28 protein-coding genes are annotated in these 25,457 nt (G+C 73.7%); 10 read left to right on the top strand and 18 right to left on the bottom strand.

Annotated features, from left to right (window positions below; genetic code table 11):
- Positions 1 to 77: 77 nt before the first annotated feature.
- On the top strand, positions 78 to 1,409 hold the full coding sequence (locus ACZ7G1_RS32460; RefSeq protein WP_470878209.1) for a CoA transferase: 1,332 nt from the start codon (positions 78 to 80) through the stop codon (positions 1,407 to 1,409).
- Here the strand turns inward: ACZ7G1_RS32460 and ACZ7G1_RS32455 are convergent.
- From ACZ7G1_RS32455 to ACZ7G1_RS32420, 8 genes are all read right to left on the bottom strand, one after another.
- On the bottom strand, positions 1,399 to 2,442 hold the full coding sequence (locus ACZ7G1_RS32455) for a zinc-dependent alcohol dehydrogenase family protein (protein WP_470878211.1): 1,044 nt from the start codon (positions 2,440 to 2,442) through the stop codon (positions 1,399 to 1,401). The two genes, ACZ7G1_RS32460 and ACZ7G1_RS32455, sit on opposite strands and share 11 nt — an antisense overlap.
- A gap of 17 nt (positions 2,443 to 2,459) precedes the next feature.
- Positions 2,460 to 3,134, bottom strand: a complete 675-nt coding sequence (locus tag ACZ7G1_RS32450) for a lysoplasmalogenase family protein (protein ID WP_470878213.1) — start codon at positions 3,132 to 3,134, stop codon at positions 2,460 to 2,462.
- Complete coding sequence (locus ACZ7G1_RS32445) at positions 3,131 to 4,012, bottom strand: sterol desaturase family protein (RefSeq protein WP_470878214.1); 882 nt, start codon at positions 4,010 to 4,012, stop codon at positions 3,131 to 3,133. Before ACZ7G1_RS32445 ends, ACZ7G1_RS32450 begins: the two co-directional genes overlap by 4 nt.
- Positions 4,013 to 4,117: 105 nt before the next feature.
- Positions 4,118 to 4,840, bottom strand: coding sequence for a VIT1/CCC1 transporter family protein (locus tag ACZ7G1_RS32440; protein ID WP_470878450.1), 723 nt, complete (start codon positions 4,838 to 4,840; stop codon positions 4,118 to 4,120).
- A 27-nt stretch (positions 4,841 to 4,867) separates the two neighbouring features.
- Positions 4,868 to 6,091 carry an amidohydrolase family protein gene (locus ACZ7G1_RS32435; RefSeq protein WP_470878215.1) on the bottom strand — a complete coding sequence of 408 codons (1,224 nt, stop codon included), beginning with the start codon at positions 6,089 to 6,091 and terminating at the stop codon, positions 4,868 to 4,870.
- Positions 6,092 to 6,104: 13 nt separating this feature from the next.
- On the bottom strand, positions 6,105 to 7,385 hold the full coding sequence (locus tag ACZ7G1_RS32430) for an amidohydrolase family protein (RefSeq protein WP_470878217.1): 1,281 nt from the start codon (positions 7,383 to 7,385) through the stop codon (positions 6,105 to 6,107).
- A 12-nt stretch (positions 7,386 to 7,397) separates the two neighbouring features.
- Positions 7,398 to 8,306, bottom strand: coding sequence for an SDR family NAD(P)-dependent oxidoreductase (locus ACZ7G1_RS32425; RefSeq protein ID WP_470878219.1), 909 nt, complete (start codon positions 8,304 to 8,306; stop codon positions 7,398 to 7,400).
- Complete coding sequence (locus ACZ7G1_RS32420; RefSeq protein ID WP_470878221.1) at positions 8,306 to 9,103, bottom strand: acetoacetate decarboxylase family protein; 798 nt, start codon at positions 9,101 to 9,103, stop codon at positions 8,306 to 8,308. Before ACZ7G1_RS32420 ends, ACZ7G1_RS32425 begins: the two co-directional genes overlap by 1 nt.
- A gap of 96 nt (positions 9,104 to 9,199) precedes the next feature.
- Here ACZ7G1_RS32420 and ACZ7G1_RS32415 point away from each other — a divergent pair, with 96 nt between their 5' ends.
- From ACZ7G1_RS32415 to ACZ7G1_RS32390, 6 genes are all read left to right on the top strand, one after another.
- Complete coding sequence (locus tag ACZ7G1_RS32415; protein ID WP_470878223.1) at positions 9,200 to 9,868, top strand: TetR/AcrR family transcriptional regulator; 669 nt, start codon at positions 9,200 to 9,202, stop codon at positions 9,866 to 9,868.
- Complete coding sequence (locus ACZ7G1_RS32410; protein ID WP_470878225.1) at positions 9,865 to 10,839, top strand: DEDDh family exonuclease; 975 nt, start codon at positions 9,865 to 9,867, stop codon at positions 10,837 to 10,839. The genes ACZ7G1_RS32415 and ACZ7G1_RS32410 overlap by 4 nt, the downstream gene beginning before the upstream one ends.
- A gap of 64 nt (positions 10,840 to 10,903) precedes the next feature.
- Entirely contained in the window at positions 10,904 to 11,137 is a 234-nt protein-coding gene (locus ACZ7G1_RS32405) for a hypothetical protein (RefSeq protein WP_402462705.1), read from the top strand.
- A gap of 80 nt (positions 11,138 to 11,217) precedes the next feature.
- On the top strand, positions 11,218 to 12,033 hold the full coding sequence (locus ACZ7G1_RS32400) for an SURF1 family cytochrome oxidase biogenesis protein (protein WP_470878227.1): 816 nt from the start codon (positions 11,218 to 11,220) through the stop codon (positions 12,031 to 12,033).
- Between the two features lie 34 nt (positions 12,034 to 12,067).
- The gene (locus ACZ7G1_RS32395; protein ID WP_470878229.1) at positions 12,068 to 13,864 is read left to right on the top strand and encodes a glycoside hydrolase family 15 protein; all 1,797 of its coding nucleotides are present in this window, start codon (positions 12,068 to 12,070) and stop codon (positions 13,862 to 13,864) included.
- Between the two features lie 4 nt (positions 13,865 to 13,868).
- On the top strand, positions 13,869 to 14,624 hold the full coding sequence (locus ACZ7G1_RS32390) for an SDR family oxidoreductase (protein WP_470878231.1): 756 nt from the start codon (positions 13,869 to 13,871) through the stop codon (positions 14,622 to 14,624).
- Positions 14,625 to 14,647: 23 nt separating this feature from the next.
- Here ACZ7G1_RS32390 and amaP read toward each other — a convergent pair whose 3' ends face one another.
- Genes amaP through ACZ7G1_RS32365 form a run of 5 tightly spaced genes read right to left on the bottom strand, consistent with a single transcriptional unit; the run spans position 14,648 to position 16,944 of the window.
- Positions 14,648 to 15,235 (bottom strand): alkaline shock response membrane anchor protein AmaP, encoded by a 588-nt coding sequence (gene amaP, locus ACZ7G1_RS32385; protein WP_470878233.1) that lies wholly within the window; start codon positions 15,233 to 15,235, stop codon positions 14,648 to 14,650.
- Positions 15,236 to 15,271: 36 nt separating this feature from the next.
- Positions 15,272 to 15,892, bottom strand: a complete 621-nt coding sequence (locus tag ACZ7G1_RS32380) for a DUF6286 domain-containing protein (RefSeq protein ID WP_470878235.1) — start codon at positions 15,890 to 15,892, stop codon at positions 15,272 to 15,274.
- On the bottom strand, positions 15,889 to 16,233 hold the full coding sequence (locus ACZ7G1_RS32375; RefSeq protein WP_470878237.1) for an Asp23/Gls24 family envelope stress response protein: 345 nt from the start codon (positions 16,231 to 16,233) through the stop codon (positions 15,889 to 15,891). Before ACZ7G1_RS32375 ends, ACZ7G1_RS32380 begins: the two co-directional genes overlap by 4 nt.
- Positions 16,234 to 16,240: 7 nt before the next feature.
- Positions 16,241 to 16,432, bottom strand: a complete 192-nt coding sequence (locus ACZ7G1_RS32370) for a hypothetical protein (protein WP_470878239.1) — start codon at positions 16,430 to 16,432, stop codon at positions 16,241 to 16,243.
- Positions 16,433 to 16,467: 35 nt separating this feature from the next.
- Entirely contained in the window at positions 16,468 to 16,944 is a 477-nt protein-coding gene (locus ACZ7G1_RS32365; protein WP_470878241.1) for an Asp23/Gls24 family envelope stress response protein, read from the bottom strand.
- Between the two features lie 247 nt (positions 16,945 to 17,191).
- Here ACZ7G1_RS32365 and ACZ7G1_RS32360 point away from each other — a divergent pair, with 247 nt between their 5' ends.
- Positions 17,192 to 17,737 carry a hypothetical protein gene (locus ACZ7G1_RS32360; protein ID WP_470878243.1) on the top strand — a complete coding sequence of 182 codons (546 nt, stop codon included), beginning with the start codon at positions 17,192 to 17,194 and terminating at the stop codon, positions 17,735 to 17,737.
- Between the two features lie 13 nt (positions 17,738 to 17,750).
- On the opposite strand, the gene ACZ7G1_RS32355 is transcribed toward ACZ7G1_RS32360, so the two are convergent.
- The 3 genes from ACZ7G1_RS32355 to ACZ7G1_RS32345 form a co-directional block, all read right to left on the bottom strand.
- Positions 17,751 to 18,551 carry an enoyl-CoA hydratase/isomerase family protein gene (locus tag ACZ7G1_RS32355; RefSeq protein ID WP_470878245.1) on the bottom strand — a complete coding sequence of 267 codons (801 nt, stop codon included), beginning with the start codon at positions 18,549 to 18,551 and terminating at the stop codon, positions 17,751 to 17,753.
- Between the two features lie 130 nt (positions 18,552 to 18,681).
- Entirely contained in the window at positions 18,682 to 18,903 is a 222-nt protein-coding gene (locus ACZ7G1_RS32350; RefSeq protein ID WP_024756249.1) for a helix-turn-helix domain-containing protein, read from the bottom strand.
- 377 nt (positions 18,904 to 19,280) lie between these two features.
- Positions 19,281 to 20,879: an ABC-F family ATP-binding cassette domain-containing protein gene (locus ACZ7G1_RS32345; protein WP_470878247.1), complete on the bottom strand. Its 1,599-nt coding sequence runs from the start codon at positions 20,877 to 20,879 to the stop codon at positions 19,281 to 19,283.
- 267 nt (positions 20,880 to 21,146) lie between these two features.
- Between ACZ7G1_RS32345 and ypfJ the strand changes: the two genes are divergently transcribed.
- Together ypfJ and ACZ7G1_RS32335 are read left to right on the top strand one after the other, a co-directional pair.
- Entirely contained in the window at positions 21,147 to 22,037 is an 891-nt protein-coding gene (gene ypfJ, locus ACZ7G1_RS32340; protein WP_470878249.1) for a KPN_02809 family neutral zinc metallopeptidase, read from the top strand.
- A gap of 67 nt (positions 22,038 to 22,104) precedes the next feature.
- Positions 22,105 to 22,509 carry a VOC family protein gene (locus ACZ7G1_RS32335; RefSeq protein WP_470878250.1) on the top strand — a complete coding sequence of 135 codons (405 nt, stop codon included), beginning with the start codon at positions 22,105 to 22,107 and terminating at the stop codon, positions 22,507 to 22,509.
- 85 nt (positions 22,510 to 22,594) lie between these two features.
- Here the strand turns inward: ACZ7G1_RS32335 and ACZ7G1_RS32330 are convergent, their stop codons facing one another.
- A complete protein-coding gene (locus ACZ7G1_RS32330; RefSeq protein ID WP_470878252.1) occupies positions 22,595 to 23,998 on the bottom strand; it encodes a hypothetical protein in 1,404 nt (467 codons plus the stop codon).
- 116 nt (positions 23,999 to 24,114) lie between these two features.
- Positions 24,115 to 25,242, bottom strand: coding sequence for an alpha/beta hydrolase (locus tag ACZ7G1_RS32325; protein WP_470878254.1), 1,128 nt, complete (start codon positions 25,240 to 25,242; stop codon positions 24,115 to 24,117).
- Positions 25,243 to 25,457 lie beyond the last annotated feature (215 nt).

The following is a 25,457-nucleotide window of genomic DNA, read 5'->3' as shown; positions in this document are numbered from 1 at the left end:
AGGTCCGGTGAGGAGGGCCCCGGTGTGCTGTGCCACACCGGGGCCCTTTGCGTGGCACTGAGTGCCATAGTGCTGTCATGGACAACACAGTGCGTTCCGGTACGGAGTTGCTGTGGTCGGCCCTCGGCGGCGATCCCGCCCTGGTCGACCGGGTGGAGTACGACGGACGTCCGGGGCTGCTGCCCGCGCGCCTGCCGGTGATGGACCTGGCGCGCGCGACCGTCGCCGCCTGCTCGCTCGCCGCCGTGGAGCACGCGGGCCTGCCGGGGCCGGTACGGGTCGACGACGGGGCCGTCGCCACCGCCTTCGTGAGCGAGCGTCATCTGCGGGTCGACGGGCGGGCGCCGGTGAACTTCGCGCCGCTGTCGCGGTTCTGGCGGGCGGCCGACGGCTGGGTCCGTACCCACGCCAACTACCCGCACCACCGGGCCGCGCTGCTCTCCGCGCTGGGCGCCGCCGACTCCGTCGAGGCCGTCGCGGCGGCGATCGGCGAGCGGAAGGCCGTCGAGGTCGAGACGGCGGTGTACGCGGCCGGAGGCCTGGCCGTCGCCCTGCGCACGCCCGACGAGTGGGCCGCGAGCGAGCAGGGCCGGGAGGTGGCGGCGCGGCCGCTGCTGACCCGGGAGCGGCTCGACGAGGCCCCGCCCCGGCGCCGTACCGGCCCGCTGCGGGTGCTCGACCTCACCCGGGTCATCGCCGGGCCCGTCGCCACCCGGACCCTGGCGCTGCTCGGCGCGGACGTGCTGCGGATCGACCCGCCGGGCAACCCCGAGCTGCCGGACCAGCACGCGGACACGGACGTCGGCAAGCGGACCGCCGCGCTCGACCTGGACAGGCCGTCGGACCGGCGCACCTTCGACGAACTCCTGGACTCCGCCGACGTGCTGGTGACCGGCTACCGGCCGGGCGCGCTCGACCGGTTCGACCTGCACCGGCCGGGCCTGGTGACGGCCCGGCTCTCCGCCTGGGGCGACTACGGGCCGTGGCGCGAGCGGCGCGGCTTCGACTCCCTCGTGCAGGTCGCCACCGGCATCGCGGCCGTGGAGGGTTCGGTGGAGGAGCCCGGCGCGCTGCCCGCGCAGGCCCTCGACCACGGCACCGGCTATCTGCTCGCGGCGGCGGTGCTGCGCTCGCTGACCGAGCAGCGGACGGAGGGCGGCGGGCGGCTCGTACGGCTCGCGCTGGCGCAGACGGGCCACTGGCTGACGGGCACGCTGCCGCTCCCCGGCGGCATCCGGGACACGGGCGGTGCCCCCTTCGACTCCGCCCGGTATCTCGCGGAGTCCGAGGGGCCGTTGGGCCGGCTGCGGTACGCGCTGTCGCCGGTGTCGTACGAGGGAAGCCCGGCGGACTGGTCGCGGCCGCCGGGCCTGGCGGGGGCCGACGCCCCCGCCTGGGTCACGGCTTGACCAGGACCTTCAGGGCCGTGCGCTCGTCCATGGCCTTGTAGCCGCCGGGGACGCCGTCGAGGCCGACCGTGAGGTCGAAGACCGGGGACGGGTCGATGGCGCCGGAGAGGACGTCGGGCAGCAGCTCCGGGATGTAGGCGCGGACGGGGGCGACGCCGCCGCGCAGGGCGATGTTCCGGTCGAACATGACGTCGAGGTCCAGGCCGGTGCCGCTGCCGTGGGGGACGCCGACGTAGCCGATGGAGCCGCCGTCGCGGACGATGGCGACGGCCGTGCGCATCGACTGCTCGGTGCCGACGGCCTCGATCACGCCGTGCGCGCCCTGGCCGCCGGTCAGCTCGCGGACGGCGGCCTCGGCGGCCTCGCCGCGCTCGGCGACGACGTCGGTGGCGCCGAAGAGGCGGGCGATGTCGGTGCGGACGGTGTGCCGGCCGAGGGCGATGATCCGCTCGGCGCCCAGGCGCTTGGCCGCGATGACGCCGCAGAGGCCGACCGCGCCGTCGCCGACGACCGCGACGGTGGAGCCGGGCCGCACGCCCGCGCCGAGGGCGGCGTGGTGGCCGGTGCCCAGGACGTCGGAGAGTGCGAGCAGCGCGGTGAGCAGCCGGTCGTCGGAGGCGGCCTCGGCGGGCAGCTTCACCAGGGTGCCGTCGGCGAAGGGCACGCGGACGGCCTCGCCCTGGCCGCCGTCGGAGCCGGCCGAGCCCCAGAATCCGCCGCGGGGGCAGGAGGTCTGGAGGCCCTCGGCGCAGTACTCGCAGGTGCCGTCGGACCAGACGAAGGGCGCGACGACGAGGTCGCCGGCGGCGAAGCCGGTGACCTCGGAGCCGGCCGCCTCGACGATGCCGAGGAACTCGTGGCCGATCCGCTGGCCGGGCTGCCGGGCGGACTCGCCGCGGTAGGCCCAGAGGTCGCTGCCGCAGATGCAGGCGCGGAGCACGCGCAGGACGACGTCGGTGGGGTCTTGGATGACCGGGTCGGGCACGTCCTCCACGCGCATGTCGAACGGGGCGTGGATGGTGGTGGCGCGCATGGCTGCGTTCCTCGCTGTCAGACGGTCATACGACGTTCACCGTACATCGCGCGGAGCGCTCCCGCAGTCAGCAGGTACTGCGCCGCGATGTAGGTCAGCATGACCCAGAAGTCGGGCGCCGGCAGCTGGGGCCACTCGGCGATGCCGGTGGCGATGAGGGTGTCGGACAGCAGGAACAGGGCGCCGCCGAGGCCGGCCAGGAGGCCGAGGGAGCTCGCCCGGTAGGCCATCGCGGTGAGCAGCAGCGAGTAGCCGGTGACGGGGATCCGCAGCTCGGCGGGGAGGTCGGGCCACAGGAGGGTGACCGTGGCGGCGAGGACGACCGCGTACAGCGCGCCGAGCGCCGGGGACGTACGCCTCCGCCCGAAGAGGGACAGGTAGCAGACGTGTCCGGCGGCGAAGGAGCCCATGCCGACGAGGAAGGCCCAGTCGGCGCCGGAGAGCAGGAAGACGTCGCCGCCCCAGCCGAGGAGGAGGGCGGCGGTGAGCGGGCCGGGGGCGCCGCGCGTGACGGCGTACGCGGCGAGCAGCGGCAGCAGCAGCGGCTTGGCGAGCTGGTGGCCGAGCTCCGCGCCGACGAGCAGGGAGCCCAGGTCGACGGCGGCCGCGAGCGCGAAGGCGGCGAGGAGCGCGCGGGAGACCGCGGCCGGGACGGGGCGGGTGGTGACGGGGGTGGTCGTGCTGGTGGTCACGCTGCGGGCTCCGGTGCGGTGGGGGTGGGCGCGGTCGTCGGGGTCGGGGGTCCTGGCTGCCAGCCGGGGCCGCGGAAGACCCGTCCGGCCCGCTCGCGCCAGCCGTGCGCGGCGCGCAGGTCGCGGGCGATGGCGGCGTACTCGTGGGTGGCGACGCGCAGCGGGTTGTAGGTCTCGATGTTCTTGGTGAGCCCGTAGACGGGGCGCTCGGTCTCGCCGGCCCAGGAGCCGAACATCCGGTCCCAGATGATCAGGATTCCGCCGAAGTTCCGGTCCAGGTAGCCGCCCTGGGAGGCGTGGTGGACGCGGTGGTGCGAGGGCGTGTTGAGGAGGTACTCGAAGGGGCGGGGCAGCTTCCCGATCCGCTCGGTGTGGATCCAGAACTGGTAGACGAGGTTGACCGAGTAGCAGAAGGCGAGGGCCGCCGGGTGCACGCCGAGCACGATGAGCGGCAGGTAGAACGGCCAGCCCGTGACACCGGTCCACGGCTGGCGCAGGGCGGTGCTGAGGTTGAACTTCCGACTGCTGTGGTGGACCACGTGGCAGGCCCAGAGGACGCGGATGACGTGGTGTCCGCGGTGCTGCCAGTAGTAGAGGAAGTCCTGCGCGAGCAGCATGAGCGGGATCGTCCACCAGAGGACGGGGACGCGGAGCGGGGTCAGCTCGTACACGGCCGTGTAGATCGCGACGACGGGGATCTTCCACAGCGCGTCGAAGAAGAGGCTCCCCAGGCCCATGCCGATGCTGGAGGCGGCGTCCTTGGCCTCGTACCCGGCGGCGTCCTCGTCGGGGTGGATCCGGTGGGCGGCCATCTCCAGGACGGTGAGCAGGACGAACGCCGGTATGGACCAGAGCACGACATCGGGCAGGTTCGGCATGCCGTCGACGGTAGAGGCGGCGGGCGGACGCGACTAGACGTGATTACTTACAAGTAAGTGAGACAGCTTGTCAGCAAGCTTTGGCACCTTTCGACAAGGCGCCCCTCAGACCCCGGCCGCGCCCAGGAGGGAGCCGGCGCCGTAGGTGACGGCCATGGCCAGGGCGCCGCCGGCGACGTTGCGGAGGACGGCGGGGGCGGCCGGGGCGCTGCCCAGGCGGGCGCTCCACCAGCCGGTGAGGGTGAGGGCCGCGAGGACGGAGAGGACGGTGACGAGGAGCCGGGCGGAGGCCGGCGGGAGGACGATCGCGAGGAGCGGGAGCAGGGCGCCGACGGTGAAGGCCAGGAAGCTGGCGCCGGCCGCGTGCCAGGGGTTGGTGAGTTCGTCGGGGTCGATGCCGAGCTCCACGCGCGCGTGGGCGCGCAGGGCGTCGCGTTCGGTGAGCTGGACGGCGGCCTCGCGGGCCACGTCCGCGGAGAGGCCGCGGGCGGCGAGCAGGCCGGTGAGCTCGCGGAGCTCGGCCTCGGGTTGTTCGCGCAGTTCGCGCTTCTCCTGGGCGAGCGCGGCCTTCTCGGAGTCGCGCTGGGTGGAGACCGAGACGTACTCCCCCGCCGCCATCGACATCGAGCCGGCGAGCAGCCCCGAGAGGCCCGCCGTGAGCAGGGCGGCCTGGGACTCGGTGGCGCCGGCGACGCCGACGACGAGGCCCGCGGTGGAGACGACCCCGTCGTTGGCTCCGAGCACGGCGGCCCGGAGCCAGTTGAGACGGGAGCCGAGGCCGCCGCCGTGGGCCTCGTCGTGCGCGGCGTCCGGTGCGGTGGGTGACATCACGTCAGGAGGGTCGCACCCGCCGGGTCACCAGACGCGGACCGACCCGCCCGGGGCGAAGGCCGGGCTGGTGGCGCCGGCCGGCACCTCCCCGAGCGGCTCGGCGATCTCCGCGACCGTCGGGCCGTGGACGGCGGCCAGCCGGTCGAGGAAGGCGAGGTCGAAGCCGTAGACGCGGGCGGCGTTGCCCCCGACCATGGCGGCGACCTCGTCCCTCGGCAGCCCCGCGTAGGCGATGCGGAGGCCTTCGCGGGAGTACGGGGTGGTGCCCTCGTCGTGCGGGTAGTCGGTGCCCCACATGATCTTGTCGAGGCCGATCCGGCCGCGCAGCGGCACCTCGTGCGGGCGCATGAAGCTCGCGCCGACGAAGCAGTTGTCGCGCCACACCTCGCTGGGGCCCTTGCCCATGGACTCGGCGAGCCCGGCGCCGAACTTGGACTCGGCGGTGGAGGCCTTCGTCGCGGCCGACACCAGGCGCCCGTGGTAGTAGTCCAGCATGTCGAGCACGCCCGGGATCCAGCCGGAGCCCTGCTCGGTCAGGACCAGCTTGAGCCCCGGGTGGCGGCGGAACGCGCCGCCGAAGACCAGGTGCCACAGGGCCCGGTGGGAGAACCAGGTGGTCTCCACCATGAAGACCGCCCGGGCCGCCGGTTCGTCGCCGAGCGGCGGCGAGGCCGAGCCGCCGTGGTGGTTGACCGGCACGTCGAGCTCGGCGCAGACCGCCCAGATCGGGTCGTACGTCTCCGAGTAGAGCTCGGGGACGGGCGAGCCGGGCGGGACGCCGGGCAGCAGGATGCCGCCGGTGAGGCCCTCCTCGCGGGTGCGGCGGATCTCGGCGACCGCCGCGTCGACGTCGTTGAGGAGGATCTGCGCCACGCCCGCCCGGCGCCCCGGGGCGTCCGCGCAGAAGTCGGCCAGCCAGCGGTTGTGCGCCTGGAGCCCGGCCCAGCGCTGCTCGTACTCGGCGCGGGTGGGCGGCTGGGCCATCAGCGAGGCCTTGGGGAAGAACGGCGGGATCGTGTTGGGGAAGACGACCTCGGCGACGACGCCGTCCTCCTCCAGCTCCCGCAGCCTGCGTCGCGAGTTCCAGTTGCGGTCGGCGGTGTCGGCGAGGAGGTCCTCGTACGGGTTGACGTACGTCGCCGCCCAGGCGTCGAAGTCGTCGTGGTGCCTCTTCTCCAGGTACGGCTTGTAGTCCAGGAGGTCGGCGCCCGCGTGGCAGTCGGCGGAGATGACGGTGTACCTGTCCATGTCCCCGCCCCCCTCAGTTCGTTCCGAGGACCGGGAAGTCGTGCTCCGTCAGCCAGTGGCGGCCCACCTCCCGCGAGCGCGCCCAGGACGCCTCCACGGCCTCCTGGTCGGGCGACTGGCCGAGCTCGGCGGGGGTGGGGCCGATGCGGCGGGCGATCGGTTCGAGGGCGGCGACGTCGAAGCCGAAGACCTCGGCCGCGGCCAGGCCGAGCATCCGCCGGGTCTCCTCGACGGGGATGTCGTGGAAGGTGTTCCGCAGCCACGCGCGCGTGGCCGGCCAGGTGCCCTCCGGGTGCGGGAAGTCGGAGCCCCACAGGATGTTGTCGACGCCGATCTCGTACCGCTGGGCGAGCTCGCGCCGCTTGGTGTTGGTGGCGCAGACGAAGACCTGCCGGTCGAGGTACTCGCTCGGCGGGCGCTTCAGCTCCGCGAACGGCGACAGCTTCTTGCCGCCGTGCGCGCCCAGGTAGAGCCGGTCCATGAACCAGAGCAGGTTCGGCAGCCACCAGCAGCCGGACTCGGCGACGCCGAACCGCAGGCCGGGGTGGCGCTCGAAGACCCCGGACCAGAGCAGGAACCAGAGCGGCCTGGCCGGCCAGAAGGTGACCTCGGAGACGTAGATCCCGAGGTGGTCGCCGTACTCCTCGCGCGGCGCCGCACCCGAGTGCGTGACGACGGGCATGCCGGTCTCGGCCGCCGCGGCCCACACCGGGTCGTAACGCCGGTCGTGGTACGGGGCCTTGTCCACCCACATCGAGGGGATCATCAGGGCGCCGAGTCCGGACTCCTTGGCCCGGTGGATCTCGGCGACGACCTTCGCGGGCTCGGCGGTGACGGGGAGCAGCGCCACCCCGCGGTGCCGCTCCGGGTTCTGCCCGACGAACTCGGCGAGCCAGCGGTTGTGGGCCTGGGCGCCCGCCATGCCGAGCTCGGGGTCCTGGTCGCCGGAGAGGCCGAGGCCGACGCCGAAGGGGGCGGCGGTCTGGCTGTCGACGGCGTCCGCGTCGGGGAAGACGACCTCGGCCGCGACACCGTCGCCGTCGAGCTCCTTGAGCCGCTGGGTCGCGTCCCAGCCGCCGCGCAGGCCCTCCTCGTTGTCGTGGAACCACTTGTCGGCGAAGGCCTCGTTGCGCACGCCGAGGCGGGTCATCGCCTCCCGGCGCGCCTCGCGCCCGGCGAGGAACTCGTCGAAGGCGCGGTGGTGGCGGGAGTCCAGATAGGGCCGGTACTCCTCGGTCGGCAGCCCGGCGTGGCAGTCGGAGGAGATGATCAGGTACGGGTCCTCGTAGGTCATCGTGCGGTCTCCTCAGTCGCGGTCGGTCCGGTCGGTCCGGTCGAGGATGAAGCTCTCCAGGTAGGACGGGTTGGCGCGGTCGAGCATCGCCTGCGAACGCGCCCTGATCTGGCGGTCGCTGTGCTCGCTCGGCGGCAGCATCCAGAAGCGGTCGGCGCGGATGCCGTCGACGACGTGCTCGGCGACGTCCTCGACGGGCGTGAAGTTCACCTCGTGGCCGGCCTCCTTCATCGCGGCCTCGTACTGGTCGAGACTGCGGTACGGGGTGCGCCGCGGCTTCTGCTTGGCGTACCGCTCGGGCCGGTTGCGGTGCGACTCCCACAGGCCGGTGCGGAGCATGTGCGGGCCGGGGAAGAGCACGGAGGCGCCCACCCGGGCCTTCTCCGCCCTCAGGTGCGCGTACAGCGACTCGGTCATGGTGACGACGGCCGCCTTGGTGACCGCGTACACGGAGGCGGTGGGCAGCGGGGCGATGCCGCCGTCGCCCGAGGAGGTGTTGACGATGTGGCCGGGTTCGCCGCCCGCGAGCATCCGCGGGACGAAGGCCTGGATGCCGTGGAAGACGCCCCAGACGTTGACCGAGAAGGCCCACTTCCAGTCGTTGGGCTCGTGCTCCCACATGCGGCCCTCGGCGCCGGAGCCGACGCCGGCGTTGTTGCAGAGGACGTGGACGGCGCCGAAGGTGTCGTAGGCGGCGTCCGCGAACGCCCGGACCTCCTCGGGGTCGGAGACGTCGACCGTACGGGCGAGGACCTGCGCCCCGCTCGCCATCAGCTCGTCGGCGGCCTCCTCGAGCGCACCCCGCTCCACGTCCCCGAGGACGACGGCGAGCCCTTCGGCGGCGAAGCGGCGGGCCATCGCGAGCCCGATGCCGCTCGCCGCGCCCGTGACGACGGCGACCTGTCCCTCACGCAGCTCCATCAGACACTTCCTTCCGGGGGGCCGTCGAGGATCTGGAGCGGGTCGTCGTAGCGCTGGTGGACGTACGGCAGCAGGGCCTGGGCCGAGACGCGTTCGGCGACCGTGCCCTTCTGGTCGGTGGTCTTCTCGCCGATCGTGATCTCGACGAGCCGGCGCACCGGGAGGTCGGCGACCGGGTCGTACATGGACTCGCGCAGCACCACGTCCCCGGTGATCCGCTCCAGCTTCCGCACCTTCTCGTTGCGGACGCAGTGGACGAGGACGGGGTCGGCGTCGAAGCCCGTGCCCTCCACGCCCGGGAGGAACTTGAAGTAGAAGTCGGTCTTCTCGACCGGCCCGGGTACCGGCAGCGGCCCCGAGACCGCGCCGCGCACCTCCACGAACGCGATGCCGTGCCGGGCGAGGGCGGCGCGGACGACGAGCCCGTCGCGCTCGACGGTGACCTCGCCCAGCTTCTTCGGCTCGCCGAAGACCTCGCGGCCGCCGATCAGGGCCCGCTCGTGGGTCATCGGCATGACCAGCGGATACCAGCCCTCGCGGTCGCCGTGGGCCGCGGCGACCGCGACCGAGCCGGCGCCGAGGGGGTAGCCGGGCAGGTCGACCTGGCTGATGTTGACCCGCACGAGGGGGCGCGCGGTGGGTTTCAGCGGGGGCGGCAGGACCGCCGCGATGACGTCGGGGTCGGTCTCCCAGACGGCGACCACCCCCGTGGACCAGATGTCGGGGAGCTTGGCGGACCGCTCTCGGGCCGCCGCCGCCTCCGCGTCGCTGCGCGCCCCGTACCGTACTCGTGCCATGACGTACCACCCTTCGGGATCGTCGGCCTGTAACACAGTTACACCGACGGCGATGAACGGTAAAGACCCGTGCACGCAGAGGAATTGGGGGATGCGATGGCACGCTCCGCACTGAGCCGCGACGAGATACTGGACACCGCCGCCGCCCTGGTGAGGGAACACGGCCCGGACGCCCTCACCATGCGCAGGCTGGCGGCCGAACTCGGCACCGCCGTCACCTCGATCTACTGGCACGTCGGCAACCGCGAGTCGCTGCTCGACGCGCTCGTCGCCCGCACGGTCGCCGACCTCGGCACCCTCCGCCCGCAGGGGGCGACCCCGGCCGAGCGGATGGTGTCCGTCGCCCGCGCCCTGCGCCGCGCCCTCCGCGAGCGCCCGCACCTCGTCGCGATGGTCCACGAACGGGGCCTCACCGAGCGGATGTTCCTGCCGGCCCAGCGCGCCCTGGTCCACGAGGCGCACGCGGCGGGCCTGCGCGGGGCGGCCGCCGCGCGCTCCGTGCGCGCCCTCCAGTTCCAGGTCGTCGGCTATGTCCTCGTCGAACGCAACCGCGAACGCGCCCCCGCCCAGTCCCCCGCCGAGGAGGAGCTCTGGCGCGGGGAGGACGCCGAGGCCGACGGGCCGCTCGCCCGGGCCCTCGCCGCCCCGATCGACACCGAGCAGCTCTTCGTGGAGTCCGTACGGGCACTGGTCGACGGGCTGCTCGCGGGGGCCTCGGGGGACACCGGGGACCGGGTTGTCGGTCGCGGGCCGTATTCTCAGTGACCGTGTTTGACGACCGTACGACAGCAGCGACGTGGCCGGCCGCCTACCCACAGGGGTACGCGGTCGTCGACGTGGAGACCACCGGACTCGCCCGCGACGACCGGATAGTGTCGGCTGCCGTCTACCGGCTCGACGCCCAGGGGAACGTCGAGGACCACTGGTACACGCTGGTCAACCCCGAGCGCGACCCCGGCCCCGTCTGGATCCACGGGCTGACCAGCGACGTCCTGGAGGGCGCGCCGCTCTTCCCGGAGATCGCGGCGGAGTTCGCGGCGCGGCTCGACGGACGGGTGCTCGTCGCGCACAACGCGATGTTCGACTGGCAGATGATCGCCAGGGAGTACGCGCGCGCGGAGTCGGCCGCCCCGGTGCGGCAGCGGCTGTGCACGATCGCGCTCGCCAAGGAGCTGTCGCTGCCGCTGCCCAACCACAAGCTGGAGTCGCTCGCCGCGCACTTCGGCGTCGTGCAGCAGCGCGCGCACAACGCGCTGGACGACGCGCGGGTCCTCGCGGAGGCGTTCCGGCCGAGCCTGCACGCGGCGGCCGAGCGGAACGTCCGGCTGCCGCTCCTGGAGTGCCGGCCGCTGACCGAGTGGGCCTCGGCGCCCGCGCGGCCGCGGATCGGGCAGCAGTCCTCCTACGGGTCGAGCGGCTGGCGGCCCTCGCGGAAGCGCCCGGCCTGCCCGTACCCCAACCCCGGACGTTACGAGTCGGACAAACCGCTCAAGCAGGGCATGCGGGTCGCCTTCTCCGGGGACACCTCCGTCGACCGCGAACTCCTGGAGGACCGCACGGTCGAGGCGGGGCTGCACGTCGCCACCAGCGTCTCCCGGCTGACGAGCCTGCTCGTCACCAACGACCCGGACTCGGCGACCTCCAAGACCCTCAAGGCCAAGTCCTTCGGCACGCCGGTCGTCGACGAGGCCGCCTACACGCAGCTGCTGCGGGACGTGACCCCGGCAGACGGGTGACACCCCCGCCCCGGCGGGCGTGCCGTGCTGCGCGCGCCCGCCGGGGAGCCCCACCCTGTGGCGCATGGCACGTTGTGAGGTCTGCGGAAACGATTACGGCATGTCCTTCGAGGTGCACGCGCAGGGCGCGGTGCACGTCTTCGACTGCTTCTCCTGCGCCATCCACCGGATGGCGCCCATCTGCGAGCACTGCCGGGTCCAGATCATCGGACAGGGCGTCGAGGTCGACGGCAGCTGGTACTGCGGCGGCCACTGCGCCCGCGCGGAGGGAAAGGTGGGAATCGTCGACAGGGTGTGAGGAAACGATCCTGGGCGGCCGGGCGAACCGACCCGAACCCCCCGTGCGTGCACCTCGCGACCGGGTTGTACGGTCGTGGGGTGTACCGCTTCCTGTTGTCCCGACAGTGGGTGATCCTCACCCTCGTCGCCCTCGTCCTCATGCCGACGATGATCGAGCTGGGCTTCTGGCAGTTCCACCGGCACGAGCGCCGGGTCGCCCAGAACAACCTGATCGCGGACAACCTCAAGGCGAAGCCGGTGCCGGTCGAGGAGCTCACCTCGCCCAGTCACACCGTCCCGCGCGCCGACTACTGGCGGCCGGTCACCGCGACCGGCACCTTCGACACCGCCCACGAGGTGGTCGTCCGCCGGCGCACCTCGTCCGACGACCGGGTGGGCGCACTCGTCCTGACCCCGCTGGTCCTGAAGGACGGCAGGCTCGTCCTGGTGAACCGCGGCTGGGTGCCGGGCGCCGCCGACCAGCGCAGCTACCCCGAGGTGCCGCCCGCGCCGAAGGGCGAGGTCACCGTCACCGGCCGGCTCAAGGCCGACGAGACGACCGGCGCCAGCGGCATCAAGGACCTGAAGGGCCTGCCGGACCGCCAGGTGATGCTGATCAACAGCCGCCAGCAGGCCGAACTGACCGGCCGAGAGGTGCTCGGCGGCTACCTGGAGCTGACCGCGCCCGCCCCGGCGAACGGCTCCCCCGAGACGATCGCCGAACCCGACCACGACTCGATCGGCGCGCACATGGCGTACGCCGTCCAGTGGTGGCTGTTCACGGCCGGGGTACCCGTCGGCTGGGTGATCCTGGTGCGCCGGGAGAAGCGCGACCGGCAGGCGGCACAGGCCTCCGGAGCCCCTGCCGCCCCGGAGGACGACACAGCGCCGGTCGAGGCCGTCCCGTCCCGCTGATTGACCGGCGCCGCTTCCGGGAACAGCCCAAAGCGTGACGCAACGTATCGACGACTACGCCCTCATCGGCGATCTCCAGACCGCCGCGCTCGTCGGCCGCGACGGATCGGTCGACTGGCTGTGTCTGCCCCGCTTCGACTCGGCCGCCTGCTTCGCCGCCATCCTCGGCGACGAGAACAACGGCCACTGGCGGATCGCCCCCAAAGGCGCCACGAGTTGCACCGGACGCCGGTACGCCGAGGACACCCTGGTCCTCGAGACGTACTGGGAGACCCGTACGGGCACCGTCAAGGTCGTCGACTTCATGCCGCAGCGGGACCAGGCACCCGACCTGATGCGGATCGTCGAAGGCGTCAGCGGCAGCGTCGAGATGAGCGCCGTCCTGCGGCTGCGCTTCGACTACGGCTCGATCGTGCCCTGGGTGCGCCGCTCCGACGGCCACCGGGTCGCCGTCGCCGGACCCGACGCCGTCTGGCTGCGCAGCGAACCCCCCGTGAAGACCTGGGGCCAGCAGTTCTCCACCTGCTCCTCCTTCACCGTCGCCGCCGGCGAGCGGGTCGCCTTCGTCCTCACCTGGCACCCCTCGCACGAACCGCGCCCCGCACGGGTCGACCCCTACGAAGCCCTGGAGCAGACCCTCGCCGACTGGCGGGACTGGTCGGCCCGCTGCACCTACGAAGGCCCCCACCGGGAGCCGGTGCTCCGCTCCCTGATCACCCTCAAGGCCCTCACGTACGCCCCGACCGGCGGGATCATGGCCGCCCCCACCACCTCGCTGCCCGAGGAGCTCGGCGGCGTACGGAACTGGGACTACCGGGCCTGCTGGCTGCGCGACTCCTCCCTCACCCTCGGCGCGCTGCTCGCCGCCGGATACGTCGAGGAGGCCGCCGCCTGGCGGGACTGGCTGCTGCGCTCCGTCGCCGGCGACCCCGCCGACCTCCAGATCATGTACGGCCCCGCCGGGGAGCGCCGGCTCCCCGAGACGACCCTGCCGTGGCTGCGCGGCTACGCCGACTCGGTGCCGGTGCGCACCGGCAACGCGGCCGTGGACCAGTTCCAGCTCGACGTGTACGGCGAGGTGATGGACTCGCTGCACCTCGCCCGCGAGGCCGGGATCCCGGCGGAACGGCACGCCTGGAACCTCCAGCTGAGCCTGCTCGGCTTCCTGGAGTCGACCTGGCGGGAACCCGACGAGGGACTGTGGGAGGTGCGCGGGCCGCGCCGCCACTTCACCCACTCGAAGGTGATGGCCTGGGTGGCCGCCGACCGCGCGGTCCGCACCCTGGAGGCCGACCCCTCGCTGCCGGGGGACGCGACGCGCTGGCGGGCCCTGCGCGACGAGATCCACGCGCAGGTGTGCGCCCGCGCGTACGACCCGGTGCGGAACACCTTCACCCAGTCCTACGGTTCCCGGGAGCTGGACGCCGCCACCCTGCTCATCCCCCGGGTCGGCTTCCTGCCGCCGGACGACCCCCGGGTGGTGGGCACGGTGGACGCCGTACGGGCCGAGCTGACGCACGGCGGGTTCGTGCGGCGCTACAGCGTGCCCGACGCCGCGGGCACGGCCGCCGTGGACGGACTGCCGGGGCAGGAGGGGACCTTCCTCGTCTGCTCCTTCTGGCTCGCGGACGCCCTGCGGCTGACCGGGCGGACGCGGGAGGCCCGCGAGCTCTTCGAACGGCTGGTCGCCCTCCGCAGCGACGTGGGGCTCCTGGCCGAGGAGTACGACCCGGTGGCCGGCCGCCAGCTGGGCAACTTCCCCCAGGCCTTCAGCCACATCGGCCTGGTGGGCACCGCCTTCGCGCTCGCCGCGCCGGAAACGGCAGGATAGGGCCATGGATCTTGGACTGAAGGACCGTGTGTACGTGGTGACCGGCGCGACCCGAGGGCTCGGCCGGGCCTCGGCGGAGGCGCTGCTCGCCGAGGGCGCCAAGGTGCTCGTCACCGGGCGCGAGGAGAAGACGGTCGCCGACGCGGTGGCCGAACTGGGCGAGGGCGCGGCCGGGATCGCCGCCGACAACGCCGACCCGGAGACCCCGGCCCGGCTGATCGCCGAGGCCCGGGCCCGGTTCGGCGCCTTCGACGGCATCCTGATCAGCGTCGGCGGCCCGGCGCCCGGCTTCGCGGCGGACAACACCGACGAGCAGTGGACGGCCGCCTTCGACACCGTCTTCCTCGGCGCCGTACGGCTGGCCCGCGCGGCGGCGGAGACGCTCACCGAGGGCGGTGTGATCGGCTTCGTGCTCTCCGGCTCCGTCCACGAGCCGATCCCCGGCCTGACCATCTCCAACGGCCTGCGGCCCGGCCTCGCCGGATTCGCCAAGTCCCTCTCCGACGACCTGGGACCGCGCGGCATCCGCGTGATCGGCCTGCTGCCGAGCCGGATCGACACCGACCGGGTCCGCTCCCTCGACGCGCTCTCCGGCGACGCGGACGCGGCCCGCGCGGCGAACGAGGCCCGGATCCCGCTGCGCCGCTACGGCACCCCGGAGGAGTTCGGGCGCACCGCGGCCTTCCTGCTGTCGCCGGCCGCCTCCTACCTGACGGGCCTCATGCTCCCGGTGGACGGCGGCGCCCGCAGCGGCTTCTGAGCACCCTCGCGTACGGCCCGCCGTCAGGTCACGCGGCGGGCCCGGTGTTTGACGGCCCGCAGCCGCGCCTCGGTGGGCAGGGCGGGCAGGCCCGTCGACGTACGGGCGTGGGCGAGGGCCTCGGTGCTGAGGGCGCTCAGGGCGTCCCCCGGGGAGGCGTACGGCTCCAGGAGGAGGGCGACGCGGGTACGGGGGGCGCTCCGGCGGCCGGTGAGGGAGACCCGGGCCCTGGCGACGCCCTCCTGGGCCGCCGCGTCCGCCTCCAGGACGCTCTCCAGGGCGCGGCCGCGCAGGATCGCCTCCTCGCCGTCGCCGGTGTCGACGAGGACCTCGGCGAGCCGGGCCCGCCGGAACTGGACGAGCAGCCACCACAGGGCGAGCAGGACGACGAGCCCGAGGACGGCGATGACCACCGGCCACCACCAGCCCTCGGCGCGCCAGCGCTGCCGGTCGGCGGTGGAGAGCAGCACGTCGGAGGGGCCCGACCAGGGCCACCAGGACGGCACGGGCAGATCGAGGGCGGCGGCGAGTACTCCCCCGCCGCCGAGGACGAGCAGCAGCCCGGCGAGCCCGAGCAGGACGCGGTTGACGCGCCGGAGGACGACGGTCACCGGCTCCTCCCTTCGTGGTCCTCGGACCTCATCGGCTCATCCCTTCCCGCGCGGCCGGGCCACCCGTACGGTCACCGAGGGCGGGTGGGCGAGGCCGAGTTCGTCGACGCCGGTGGCGAGGACCGTCTCGACGTCGGCCTGGACCTCGTCGAGTGCGCGGAAGTGCGAGACCGCCCGCACGACCACCTTGGAGCGGCCGAACCGCACCTGGACCGACTGCACCCCGGAGACCTCCATCGCCCGGTCGCGCAGGGTGAGCGCCGCGGCCTCTCGGTCGAGACCGGCCCGTACGTCGGCGTGTTCGCGGCGCATCGGGAGCACCGCGCGCAGTCCGGGCGTGGCGGCGAGGACGAGCAGCCAGACGCCGAGGACGACGGCGACGGCCGCGCCGACGACGACCGCCGCGCTGTCCAGCGGCCGGGTCGCGAGGGCGTCGGCGAGCTCCCGCCGCCAGGCCATCGCGGAGTGGTCGGCCCGCACGGCGGCCACGTCGTACAGGAGCAGTCCCGCCCCGCCGAGGACGACCGCCGCGAGGAGCGCGGCGGGGATGCGGCGCACCGCCCAGAAGCGGCGGACCGGACTCTCGGGGGCGTCCGCGAGGACGGGTACCGCGCCGGGCTCCCCGGCGGGCGGCGGGTCCGGGGTCGGGGTGCTCATGAGAGGCGGTCCCGGTGTGCGGACTGGCGGGTGAGCGGTGAGTGGAGGCGCTCGACGTGGACGGTGACCTCGTGGACCTCCATGCCGGCGAGCTCCTCCACGCGGGTGCGTACCCGGCCCCGGACGGCCCCGCACTGGCGGCCGACGTCGGACGGGTAGTCGAGTTCGAGGCTGACGGAGACCCGGGCGACGTCCCGGTGGACGACGACCGAGGCGTGCGGTTTCGAGCCGCCTTCGGGCACCCGGTCGAGGGCCTCCTTGGCCGCCTGGGCGGCGATCTTCGCGACGACCCGGTCGGCGATCCTCGTCGCCCCCCGGTCGCGCGCCAGGTCCGTCACCACCCCGCCGTCACCGCCGCCGGTCGCCGCGGCCGCGGCCCCGGAACAGATCGCCTGCCTCCAGGTCGCCGTCGAGGAAGCGGCCGGCCACGAAGCCGATCGCCCCCAAGGCCGCGACCAGGAGAAACGCCCCGAAGCCGCCGAAGTACCCGGCGAAGCCGAGGGCCATGCCGGCCACCAGGCCGACCATCGCCATGCTCATCCTGAGCCCCTTCCGTGCCCGTGCCGCCGTGATGGCTACTGAAGCCGGGACTCCGGCTCCTCGTCCTCTTCGTCGGGCAGCTTCACGTCGCTGACCGCGATGTTGACCTCGACGACCTCAAGGCCGGTCATCCGCTCCACGGCGGCGATGACGTTCTCCCTGACGTCGCCCGCGACATCGGCGATGGAGACGCCGTAGTCGATGACGATCTCCAGGTCGAGCGCGGTCTGGACCTCGCCGACCTCCGCCTTCACGCCGCGGGTGACGCTCGCCTTGCCGCCGCCCCCGCCGGGGACCCGGTCGCGTACGGCGCCGAAGGTGCGGGAGAGTCCGCTGCCCATGGCGTGGACGCCGGCGACGTCGCGTGCCGCGAGACCGGCGATCTTCTCGACGACGCCGTCGGCGATCGTCGTCCTGCCCCGTGAGGCCGGGGCCCCGCCGCCGCGCTTGGTCACATTGGCGCGGCGCGGTTCCTCGGGCGTGGGGTTTCCTGCGGTCGTGGTGTCAGTCATCAGATTTCGCCCCTTCTGTGATAGTTCGGGGTTCCTCGCCCACACTAAGGGCGCTTGCCCCGATCCGCCCCGGGGATACGGCAGGCTGGGGGAATGACGACGGCTGAGGGTTGGACGACGCCGGTACGGGACCGCCTCGCGCCGGGCAGGCTGCTGCCCCTGGGCGCGGCACGGGACGGCGTGTGGATCACCGAACGGGCCGCCCGCGCGGTCCTCGACCGCGCCGCCTCCGCGGTACGGGGGGGTGGTGCCCGGCACCCTCCGCGTCGGGCCCGACCCCGAGGACTCGCCCGAGTCCCCGGCGGACCCCGGCGCCGAGCCGCTCCCCGTGCCGCCGGGCGGCTTGCCGCCGGGGCCGCTGCGGATCTCGGCGGAGTTCGCGGCGGTGGCGGGCCGGCCGCTTCCGGAGACGGCCGGGGAGCTGCGGGCGGCCCTGCTCGGGGCCGCGGAGGACGGGCTCGGGCTTGTGGTGGCGGGAGTGGACCTGCGGGTGACGGAGCTGCTTGACGCGGCGCCGGAGCCGGCCGGGCCCGCCGCTCCCCCGCCGGGGCGGACCTCGCCCGCGACGGACGACCCGGTGGCCCTCGCGGTGCTGCGGGTGGACGGGGTGGCGGGCGTGACGGACGTCCTGGGGGCGCCGGTGCGCCGGGGGCCGGGCGAGCGGCTGCGGATCGAACTGGCCGTGACGGCCGGCCGGCGGCCGCTCGACGTGGCCCGCGCCGCCCGGAGCGCCGCGACCGCGGCCGCCGGTGGGGCGACCGCGGTCACGGTGCTGGTGTCGGAGCTGCGCTGAACGCGGGCGCGCGTCAGTCGCCGAGGCCCGCCAGATCGCGCAGGCGGCGGGCCTGGGCGGCGCGCTCGGCCGTGCGCTGCTCCTCGTACGAGCGGCCGGAGACGCCCTGGAGCAGCGCCTTGGTCTCGGTGAGCGCGGCGCGGGGCGCCGCGAGCAGGGCGGCGCTGAGGTCCCGTACGGCCGCGTCGAGGTCTTCGGCGGGCACGGACAGGTTGGCGAGACCGATGCGCTCGGCCTCCTCCGCGTGCACGAAGCGGCCGGTGGCGCAGATCTCCAGCGCGCGGGCGTAGCCGACGAGCGAGACGAGCGGGTGCGTCCCGGTGAGGTCCGGGACGAGGCCCAGGCTGGTCTCGCGCATGGCGAACTGCACGTCCTCGGCGACGACCCGCAGGTCGCAGGCGAGGGCGAGCTGGAAGCCCGCGCCGATGGCGTGCCCCTGGACGGCCGCGATCGACACGAGGTCGCTGCGGCGCCACCAGGTGAACGCCTCCTGGTACTCGGCGATCTCGCGGTCGAGGTCCTCGTCGGAACCGCGTGCGAGGTCGAGGAAGGACGGCTCTCCGTCGAAGCCCTCGGGCGTGAACGCCTGCCGGTCGAGCCCGGCGGAGAAGGACTTGCCCTCACCGCGCAGGACCACGACCCGCACGCTGCCCGGCAGTGACCGCCCGGCTTCCGTCAACGCCCGCCACAGAGCGGGAGACTGAGCGTTGCGCTTCGCCGGGTTGGTCAGGGTCACCGTGGCAACGGCGTCTTCGACGGTGAGCCGTACACCGTCCTTGTCGAATACGGGCTCAGAGTCTTCGAGCGTCGTCATGGGGGCGCCTCCGGTTCCGGTGCAGCACTGCATGGGGATGCTAAGTGACTGCACAGTAACCACTCGGTCGACCGCAGGGCCGACCGGGTGGCCACCGAGGGATCCGGTGGCCGGTCGAGCCGCCCCTATGTCAGACCGAGGCCGCCTTCTTGCCCCGTGTCGCTCCGCCGCGTCCACGCAGCGTGACTCCGGACTCGCTGAGCATCCGGTGGACGAATCCGTAGGAGCGGCCGGTTTCCTCGGCCAGCGCCCGGATGCTCGCACCGGAGTCGTACTTCTTCTTCAGGTCTGCCGCGAGCTTGTCGCGCGCGGCGCCGGTCACCCGGCTGCCCTTCTTCAGAGTCTCGGCCACCCGTGCCTCCTCATGGGAAGTGCGCTCTGGACTTCTCATGATCACCCCTCCCCGCCCTCCTGGCCACCCATTCGACAAGGTCCGTGCCGCCGGGTTTGCGGAGGAGTACGGCGTCATCACAAACGGAGCAACGAATTCCGTAGCCGGGGAAGGGTCCGTACATACCGGTCAGGACGGGAAGTGGCAGGTCAGCGACGGCGGGGGAACACACGTGCGGCGCGGGTCTGCCGGAAGGATTCGGCAGAGCACCGCGCCGGGGTGTACCAGAGACCCTCACTCAGATGAAGGATCACCGATGAGCCGAATGATCCAGCCCCGCATGATCACTCCGGGCCCGGGAAGCACCCTTTCGGGCGCATCCGGGGCCGCCGGCCGGGTCAGGCCAGGGCCACCAGGTCCGCGTAGTCGGGGCCCCACAGGTCCTCGACGCCGTCCGGGAGCAGGATGATCCGCTCCGGGTCGAGCGCCTCCACGGCGCCCTCGTCGTGGGTGACGAGGACGACGGCGCCCTTGTACGTCCGCAGGGCGCCGAGGATCTCCTCGCGGCTGGCCGGGTCGAGGTTGTTGGTCGGCTCGTCGAGGAGCAGCACGTTCGCCGAGGAGACGACCAGGGTCGCGAGGGCGAGACGGGTCTTCTCGCCGCCGGAGAGCACACCGGCCGGCTTGTCGACGTCGTCGCCGGAGAAGAGGAAGGAGCCGAGCGTCTTGCGGACGTCGACGAGGTCGAGGTCGGGCGCGGCCGAGCGCATGTTCTCCAGAACGGTCCGCTCGGGGTCGAGCGTCTCGTGCTCCTGGGCGTAGTAGCCGAGCTTCAGGCCGTGGCCCGGGGTGACCTCGCCGGTGTCGGGCGTCTCGACGCCGCCGAGCAGGCGGAGCAGGGTCGTCTTGCCGGCGCCGTTGAGGCCGAGGATGACGACGCGGGAGCCCTTGTCGATCGCGAGGTCGACGTCGGTGAAGATCTCCAGCGAGCCGTAGGACTTGGAGAGCCCCTCGGCGGTCAGCGGGGTCTTGCCGCAGGGCGCCGGGTCCGGGAAGCGGAGCTTGGCGACCTTGTCGGAGACGCGGACGGCCTCAAGGCCCGAGAGGAGGCGCTCGGCGCGCTTGGCCATGTTCTGCGCGGCGACGGTCTTGGTGGCCTTGGCGCGCATCTTGTCGGCCTGCGAGTTGAGCGCGGCGGCCTTCTTCTCGGCGTTCTGGCGCTCGCGCTTGCGGCGCTTCTCGTCGGCCTCGCGCTGCTGCTGGTAGAGCTTCCAGCCCATGTTGTAGACGTCGATGGTGGAGCGGTTGGCGTCCAGGTAGAAGACCTTGTTGACGACGGTCTCGACCAGGTCGACGTCGTGGGAGATGACGATGAAGCCGCCGCGGTAGGTCTTCAGGTAGTCCCGGAGCCAGACGATGGAGTCGGCGTCGAGGTGGTTGGTGGGCTCGTCGAGGAGCAGCGTGTCGGCGTCCGAGAAGAGGATGCGGGCGAGCTCGACGCGGCGGCGCTGACCACCGGAGAGGGTGTGCAGCGGCTGGCCCATCACACGGTCGGGAAGGCCGAGGGCGGCGGCGATGGTGGAGGCCTCCGCCTCGGCCGCGTAACCGCCCTTGGTGAGGAACTCGGTCTCCTGGCGCTCGTACTGCCGCAGCGCCTTCTCGCGGGTGGCGCCGGCGCCGGTCGCGATGCGCTCCTCGTTCATCCGCATCTTCTTGAGGAGGGTGTCGAGGCCGCGGGCGGAGAGGATGCGGTCGCGGGCCAGGACGTCGAGGTCACCGGTGCGCGGGTCCTGCGGGAGGTAGCCGACCTCGCCGGAGCGGGCGATGGCGCCGGCGGCCGGCTGGCCCTCGCCCGCGAGGCACTTGGTGAGGGTGGTCTTGCCCGCTCCGTTGCGGCCGACGAGGCCGATGCGGTCGCCCTTGGCGATGCGGAAGGAAGCGGATTCGATGAGGACGCGGGCGCCGGCGCGCAGCTCGATGCCGGAAGCGGTGATCACGGACAGACTCCAGGGCGGTGGGAAACGGCGGAAGGACGACTGGTGGCGGGCTTCGACGCCGCTAATGCACCCAAAGGAGAATGGCCATACAGCCAGTCTAACGGGCTTCTGCAACTGGTTTTCGGCCATGTGAGGCACGGGACACCTACGGAGTTATCACCCTCTACCGCCCATGACGCCTAAAAGGGGCGATGTGGGCGAGATCATCCGATACTCGGCGCAGGGCGGCGGCCACTGCCGCGGCAGTGACGCGGAGGGTGGTGGACCGTGCAGTTCGACGACGACGCCGACCTGGACACCTCGGAGGTACGGGACGTCCGGAACAGTCGCATCCCGGGCGGCAAGGCGACCGTGGGCGGCGGCGTCATCGGTCTCATCGCGCTGATCCTGGGCGTCCTGTTCGGCGTGGGCCCCGATCAGCTGGGGCTCTCCGGCGGCGGCGACGAACCGGCCGCGAGCTCCTCGTCCGCGACCCAGGTGAACCAGACCTGCCGGAAGGGCTCGGACGCCAACACGCGCGAGGACTGCCGGATCGTCGCCGTCGTCAACAGCGTCCAGGACTTCTGGCGCGGCGAGTACGCGCGCCGCGGCGGCACCTACGGGAACGCCGCCACCGTGATGTTCACCCAGCGGGTCGGCACCGCCTGCGGCTCGGCGACCTCCGCCGTGGGGCCCTTCTACTGCCCCGGCGACCGGCAGGTCTATCTGGACCTCGGCTTCTTCGAGGAGCTGCGCACCAAGTTCGGCTCGAACGGCGGGCCCTTCGCCCAGGCGTACGTGATCGCGCACGAGTACGGCCACCACATCCAGAACCTGATGGGGACCCTCAGCCGCGCCCAGGACGGCCGGACCGGCGCGAACTCCAACGCCGTCCGGGTCGAGCTCCAGGCCGACTGCTACGCCGGGGTCTGGGCGCGCCACGCGACGACCACGCCCGACGACAAGACGGGCCGGCTGCTGCTGACCCGGCTCACCGACGACGACATCCGGGACGGCCTGGACGCGGCGGCCGCGGTGGGCGACGACCGGATCCAGGAGAAGTTCCAGGGCCGGGTGACGCCGGAGAACTGGACGCACGGCTCGGCGGCCCAGCGGCAGCAGTGGTTCTACCAGGGCTACAAGACGGGCGACATGGCCCAGTGCAACACCTTCCGCTGACTTGTCGGCGGCGGCTGCCAGACTGAGATCCAGGTCACATTCGGCAGTGCGAGAGGAAGCGATCGGGATGCCTGACACCCCCGACATCTGTCCGGCCCTGCGGTACGAGGACGCGAAGGCGGCGATCAAGCAGCTCACGGAGGGCTTCGGCTTCACCGAGCACGCCGTCTACGAGACCGAGGACGGCCGGGTGGCGCACGCCGAGCTCTCGTTCGGGAACGGCATGGTGATGCTCGGCAGCAAGGGCACCGGCTCCGAGTTCGACCGGCTCATGACCGGCGGCGGACCGGTCGCGGTGTACGTGCGGGTGGCCGACGTCGACGAGCACCACGCCCGCGCGCTGGCGCAGGGCGTCGAGATCGTGATGCCGCCGACGGACCAGGAGTACGGCGCCCGGGACTACACGGCCCGGGACGCCGAGGGCAACGTGTGGAGCTTCGGCACGTACGCCCCCGGCTCGATGACCGGCTGAGGGCCCGTCCGACCCCCGCTCCCCCGGTGTGGATCTGGGGCCCCGGAGCTCAGGCTCCCCCGGTGTGGATCTCGGGCCCCGGAGCTCAGGCTCCCCCGGTGTGGACCTGGAAGGCGGCGCGGCGGACCGCCTTGGCCAGGGCCGGGTCGGGGTGGGCGGCGGCGAGCGCGACCAGGACCTGGACGGTACGGGGGTGGCCGACGGCCCTGACCTCGTCGAGGAGGGCCGGGACCGTGCCCTGCACGGCCGAGTCGAGGTGCCGGACGAGCAGCGCGCTCTCGCCGTGGTCGGCGACGGCCGCGGCGGTGTCCACCCAGAGCCAGGTCGCCTCCTCGCGGGTCAGCACCTCCTGGGCGTCGTCGGGGTCGGCGCCGTCGTACTCCGCGAGCCACAGCAGCGCGTACGGCCGCAGCGAGGGCTCGGCGAGGGTGGCGCGGACCTCGGCCTCCGCGGGGGCTCCGACGACCCGGAGCGCCTCGAAGGCGAGCCCGCGCAGCAGGGCGTCCTCGCCCCGGGCGACGGCGAGGAGCTCGGTGACCGCGCTGGACAGGGTCCGGGCGGCGAGCCAGGCGCGGTACTCGTCGCGGGCCGGTCCCGGGGTGAGCCGGGCGCAGCCGCGGAGCATGTCCTCGGCGGACTGCTCGATGTTGCCCGCGGGGCTCTGCGCGGCGACGCAGATCTGCTCCAGCTTGACCCAGACCGCCCAGTTGCCGAGCGGGGTGAGGGTGGCGTGACGTCCCTCGGCGCCGGGATCGAGGGTGAGCGCGCCGACGGCGGCCAGGCCTTCGAGAGCCCAGTCGAGGAGGGCGGGGAGTCCGTCGGTGCCGGGGGTGCTCGGCGGGGCCTGCTCGGCGACGGGGACCTCGCAGCGCTCCTCGCGGAGCTCCTCGACGCGCTGGCCGAGGAGGTCGAGGAGGGCCGGGACGAGGACCGGGCCCTGGGAGAGCTGGAGGAGCGAGAGCACCTGCGGGACGGCCTCGACGACCTCGGCGACGGCGGTCGGCTCGACGCCCTCCGGGGCCGGGTGGACCAGCGACCAGGCGTCGAAGAGGGCGACCCAGCCGCGCAGCACGGCGGAGTCGTCGCGGTCCCAGGCGTGCAGCCGCCAGCCGGGGCGGACGGTGTCGCCGTGCAGTTCGACGAGGCCGGCCAGCCGGGCGCGGTCCCAGCCGGCCTTGATCTGGCCGGGCGTCAGGTTCAGTGCGGCCGAGGCCCGTTCCCTGGCGGGGGCGGGTGCCGCCCCGGTGCCGGGGGCGATGTCGGTCCCGCGCTCCACGGCCGCCCAGCGGGCGAGCCGTACGGCGTCGGCGAGGACCTGCCGGGCCTGGCGGGCGAGTTCCGCGCGGGGCGGAGTGCCCTCGGGCGGCCGCGGCGCCGGCCGGGTGCGCCGGGTCGTCACGGCCCGTCGGGCGGTGGCCAGGGCCCGCGGGCGGACGAGTCGGAGTCTGGAGTTGCGCGCCAATGGTTCATCGGGCTTTCGAGACGTCACGGGGGCAGTCTTCCCGCTGACGGCCCGAAAGCCCAATCGGAATCCGCAGCCCCGTCACGACTGCCCCCGTACTGCCGCCCGGAGCGCCGCTCCTGAGCGGCTTCCGGGGGCGGTCGTCAGAGCAGTGGGGTGAGGAAGCGGCGGAGGGACTCCTCGTAGCGGACCGGGTCGGCGTTCCACATGGCCGCGTGCGGGGCCTGGCGGACGGTCTGGAGGCTGACCAGGTCGGGGCGGCGGGCGGCGAGTTCGACGGAGGTCTCCCAGGGGGCGATGGTGTCGTCGGGGCCGTGCAGGAGGAGGACGGGGACGCGCAGGGCGTCGGGTTCGGAGGCGGCCCTGAGGCGGTCGCCGTGCGGCCCCGTCCTGCCCTGGGCGGCACGGACGGCGAGCGGCAGCAGGGGTCCGGGGACGTGGCGGGCCGCGGCGAGGTGGCGGAGGGTGACCTCCCAGTCGAGGACCGGGGAGTCGAGGACGAGGCCGGAGATCCGGTCGCGCACCCCGGATTCGGCGGCGGCCCGCAGCGCCGCGGAGGCGCCGGTGCCCCAGCCGTGCAGGACGACCTTGGCGGCGCCGCGGCGGACGGCGTAGCGGATGGCCGCGTCGACGTCCCGCCACTCGGAGTCGCCGAGGTGGGCGAGGCCTTCCGGGGACGGGGGCGCGCCTTCGTCGCCGCGGTAGGCGGGGATGAGGACGGGGATCTTGCGGTGGCTGAAGAAGGAGACGACGTTCAGCGGGTGCTCGCGGGTGGTGCCGAGGCCGTGCAGGGCGATCACCCAGGTGGTGCGGGGGCCGGGCACGAGCCAGGCGGGCAGGGGGCCGAGTTCGCCGGGGATCTCGACGTCCTCGTGGGGGAGACCGAGGGCGGTGGTGGGGGTGCCGCGGTGCAGCTGCGGGGTGAGGCGGACGCGGGCGCCGGGGGCCGGGGTGCCGAGCTCGACCCGTTCCAGGCGGCGGACGACGGTGTCGGCGGTGTGCGGGACGCGGTCGAGGACGGGTCCGACGACGGCGTGCAGCCCCGGGGCCGCCATTCCGTAGGTACCGGGGCGCAGGGAGGCGAGGCTGCGGGTGAGGGTGATCCGTTCGGGGCCCGTGGCGTGCACGGTCAGTTTGGGATCTCCGGGCAGGGGACGTCCGGACGGCGCCTTGAGGGCGACGTCGCTGGCGTACCGGCCGGCCACTACCGCGGCCGCGCCGACACCGATCAGGGTGGTGACGGCCGCTGCCGTCGCTGTAGCCGGGCGCACGATCCCAGTGTCGGCAGGGTCGCGGCGCGGTGCCACCGGAGGGAGCCGGGCCGGGTGCGCGGAGCGGGTGCGCGGAGCGGGTGGAGGGGCCCCCGGGGAGTGACATGGATCTCCTCGGCGGGGTCCCCCGGTCGGATGGTCCGGTCCAGGGAGCGGAACGGGGTGCCGGGGGAGGAAGCGGGACAGGTCGCGTGTGTCCCGTGAGGCCCCGGATT

This window comes from Streptomyces sp. NPDC037273, from assembly GCF_055603625.1.
This window is presented reverse-complemented; position numbering and strand designations above follow the sequence as displayed.

Bases quoted from the DNA above. Each gene is read 5' to 3' on its own strand.
- ACZ7G1_RS32460 (WP_470878209.1), top strand. From the start codon at position 78: ATGGACAACACAGTGCGTTCCGGTACGGAGTTGCTGTGGTCGGCCCTC.
- ACZ7G1_RS32455 (WP_470878211.1), bottom strand. From the start codon at position 2,442: ATGCGCGCCACCACCATCCACGCCCCGTTCGACATGCGCGTGGAGGAC.
- ACZ7G1_RS32445 (WP_470878214.1), bottom strand. From the start codon at position 4,012: ATGCCGAACCTGCCCGATGTCGTGCTCTGGTCCATACCGGCGTTCGTC.
- ACZ7G1_RS32440 (WP_470878450.1), bottom strand. From the start codon at position 4,840: ATGTCACCCACCGCACCGGACGCCGCGCACGACGAGGCCCACGGCGGC.
- ACZ7G1_RS32435 (WP_470878215.1), bottom strand. From the start codon at position 6,091: ATGGACAGGTACACCGTCATCTCCGCCGACTGCCACGCGGGCGCCGAC.
- ACZ7G1_RS32430 (WP_470878217.1), bottom strand. From the start codon at position 7,385: ATGACCTACGAGGACCCGTACCTGATCATCTCCTCCGACTGCCACGCC.
- ACZ7G1_RS32425 (WP_470878219.1), bottom strand. From the start codon at position 8,306: ATGGAGCTGCGTGAGGGACAGGTCGCCGTCGTCACGGGCGCGGCGAGC.
- ACZ7G1_RS32420 (WP_470878221.1), bottom strand. From the start codon at position 9,103: ATGGCACGAGTACGGTACGGGGCGCGCAGCGACGCGGAGGCGGCGGCG.
- ACZ7G1_RS32415 (WP_470878223.1), top strand. From the start codon at position 9,200: ATGGCACGCTCCGCACTGAGCCGCGACGAGATACTGGACACCGCCGCC.
- ACZ7G1_RS32405 (WP_402462705.1), top strand. From the start codon at position 10,904: ATGGCACGTTGTGAGGTCTGCGGAAACGATTACGGCATGTCCTTCGAG.
- ACZ7G1_RS32390 (WP_470878231.1), top strand. From the start codon at position 13,869: ATGGATCTTGGACTGAAGGACCGTGTGTACGTGGTGACCGGCGCGACC.
- ACZ7G1_RS32380 (WP_470878235.1), bottom strand. From the start codon at position 15,892: ATGAGCACCCCGACCCCGGACCCGCCGCCCGCCGGGGAGCCCGGCGCG.
- ACZ7G1_RS32370 (WP_470878239.1), bottom strand. From the start codon at position 16,432: ATGAGCATGGCGATGGTCGGCCTGGTGGCCGGCATGGCCCTCGGCTTC.
- ACZ7G1_RS32365 (WP_470878241.1), bottom strand. From the start codon at position 16,944: ATGACTGACACCACGACCGCAGGAAACCCCACGCCCGAGGAACCGCGC.
- ACZ7G1_RS32355 (WP_470878245.1), bottom strand. From the start codon at position 18,551: ATGACGACGCTCGAAGACTCTGAGCCCGTATTCGACAAGGACGGTGTA.
- ACZ7G1_RS32335 (WP_470878250.1), top strand. From the start codon at position 22,105: ATGCCTGACACCCCCGACATCTGTCCGGCCCTGCGGTACGAGGACGCG.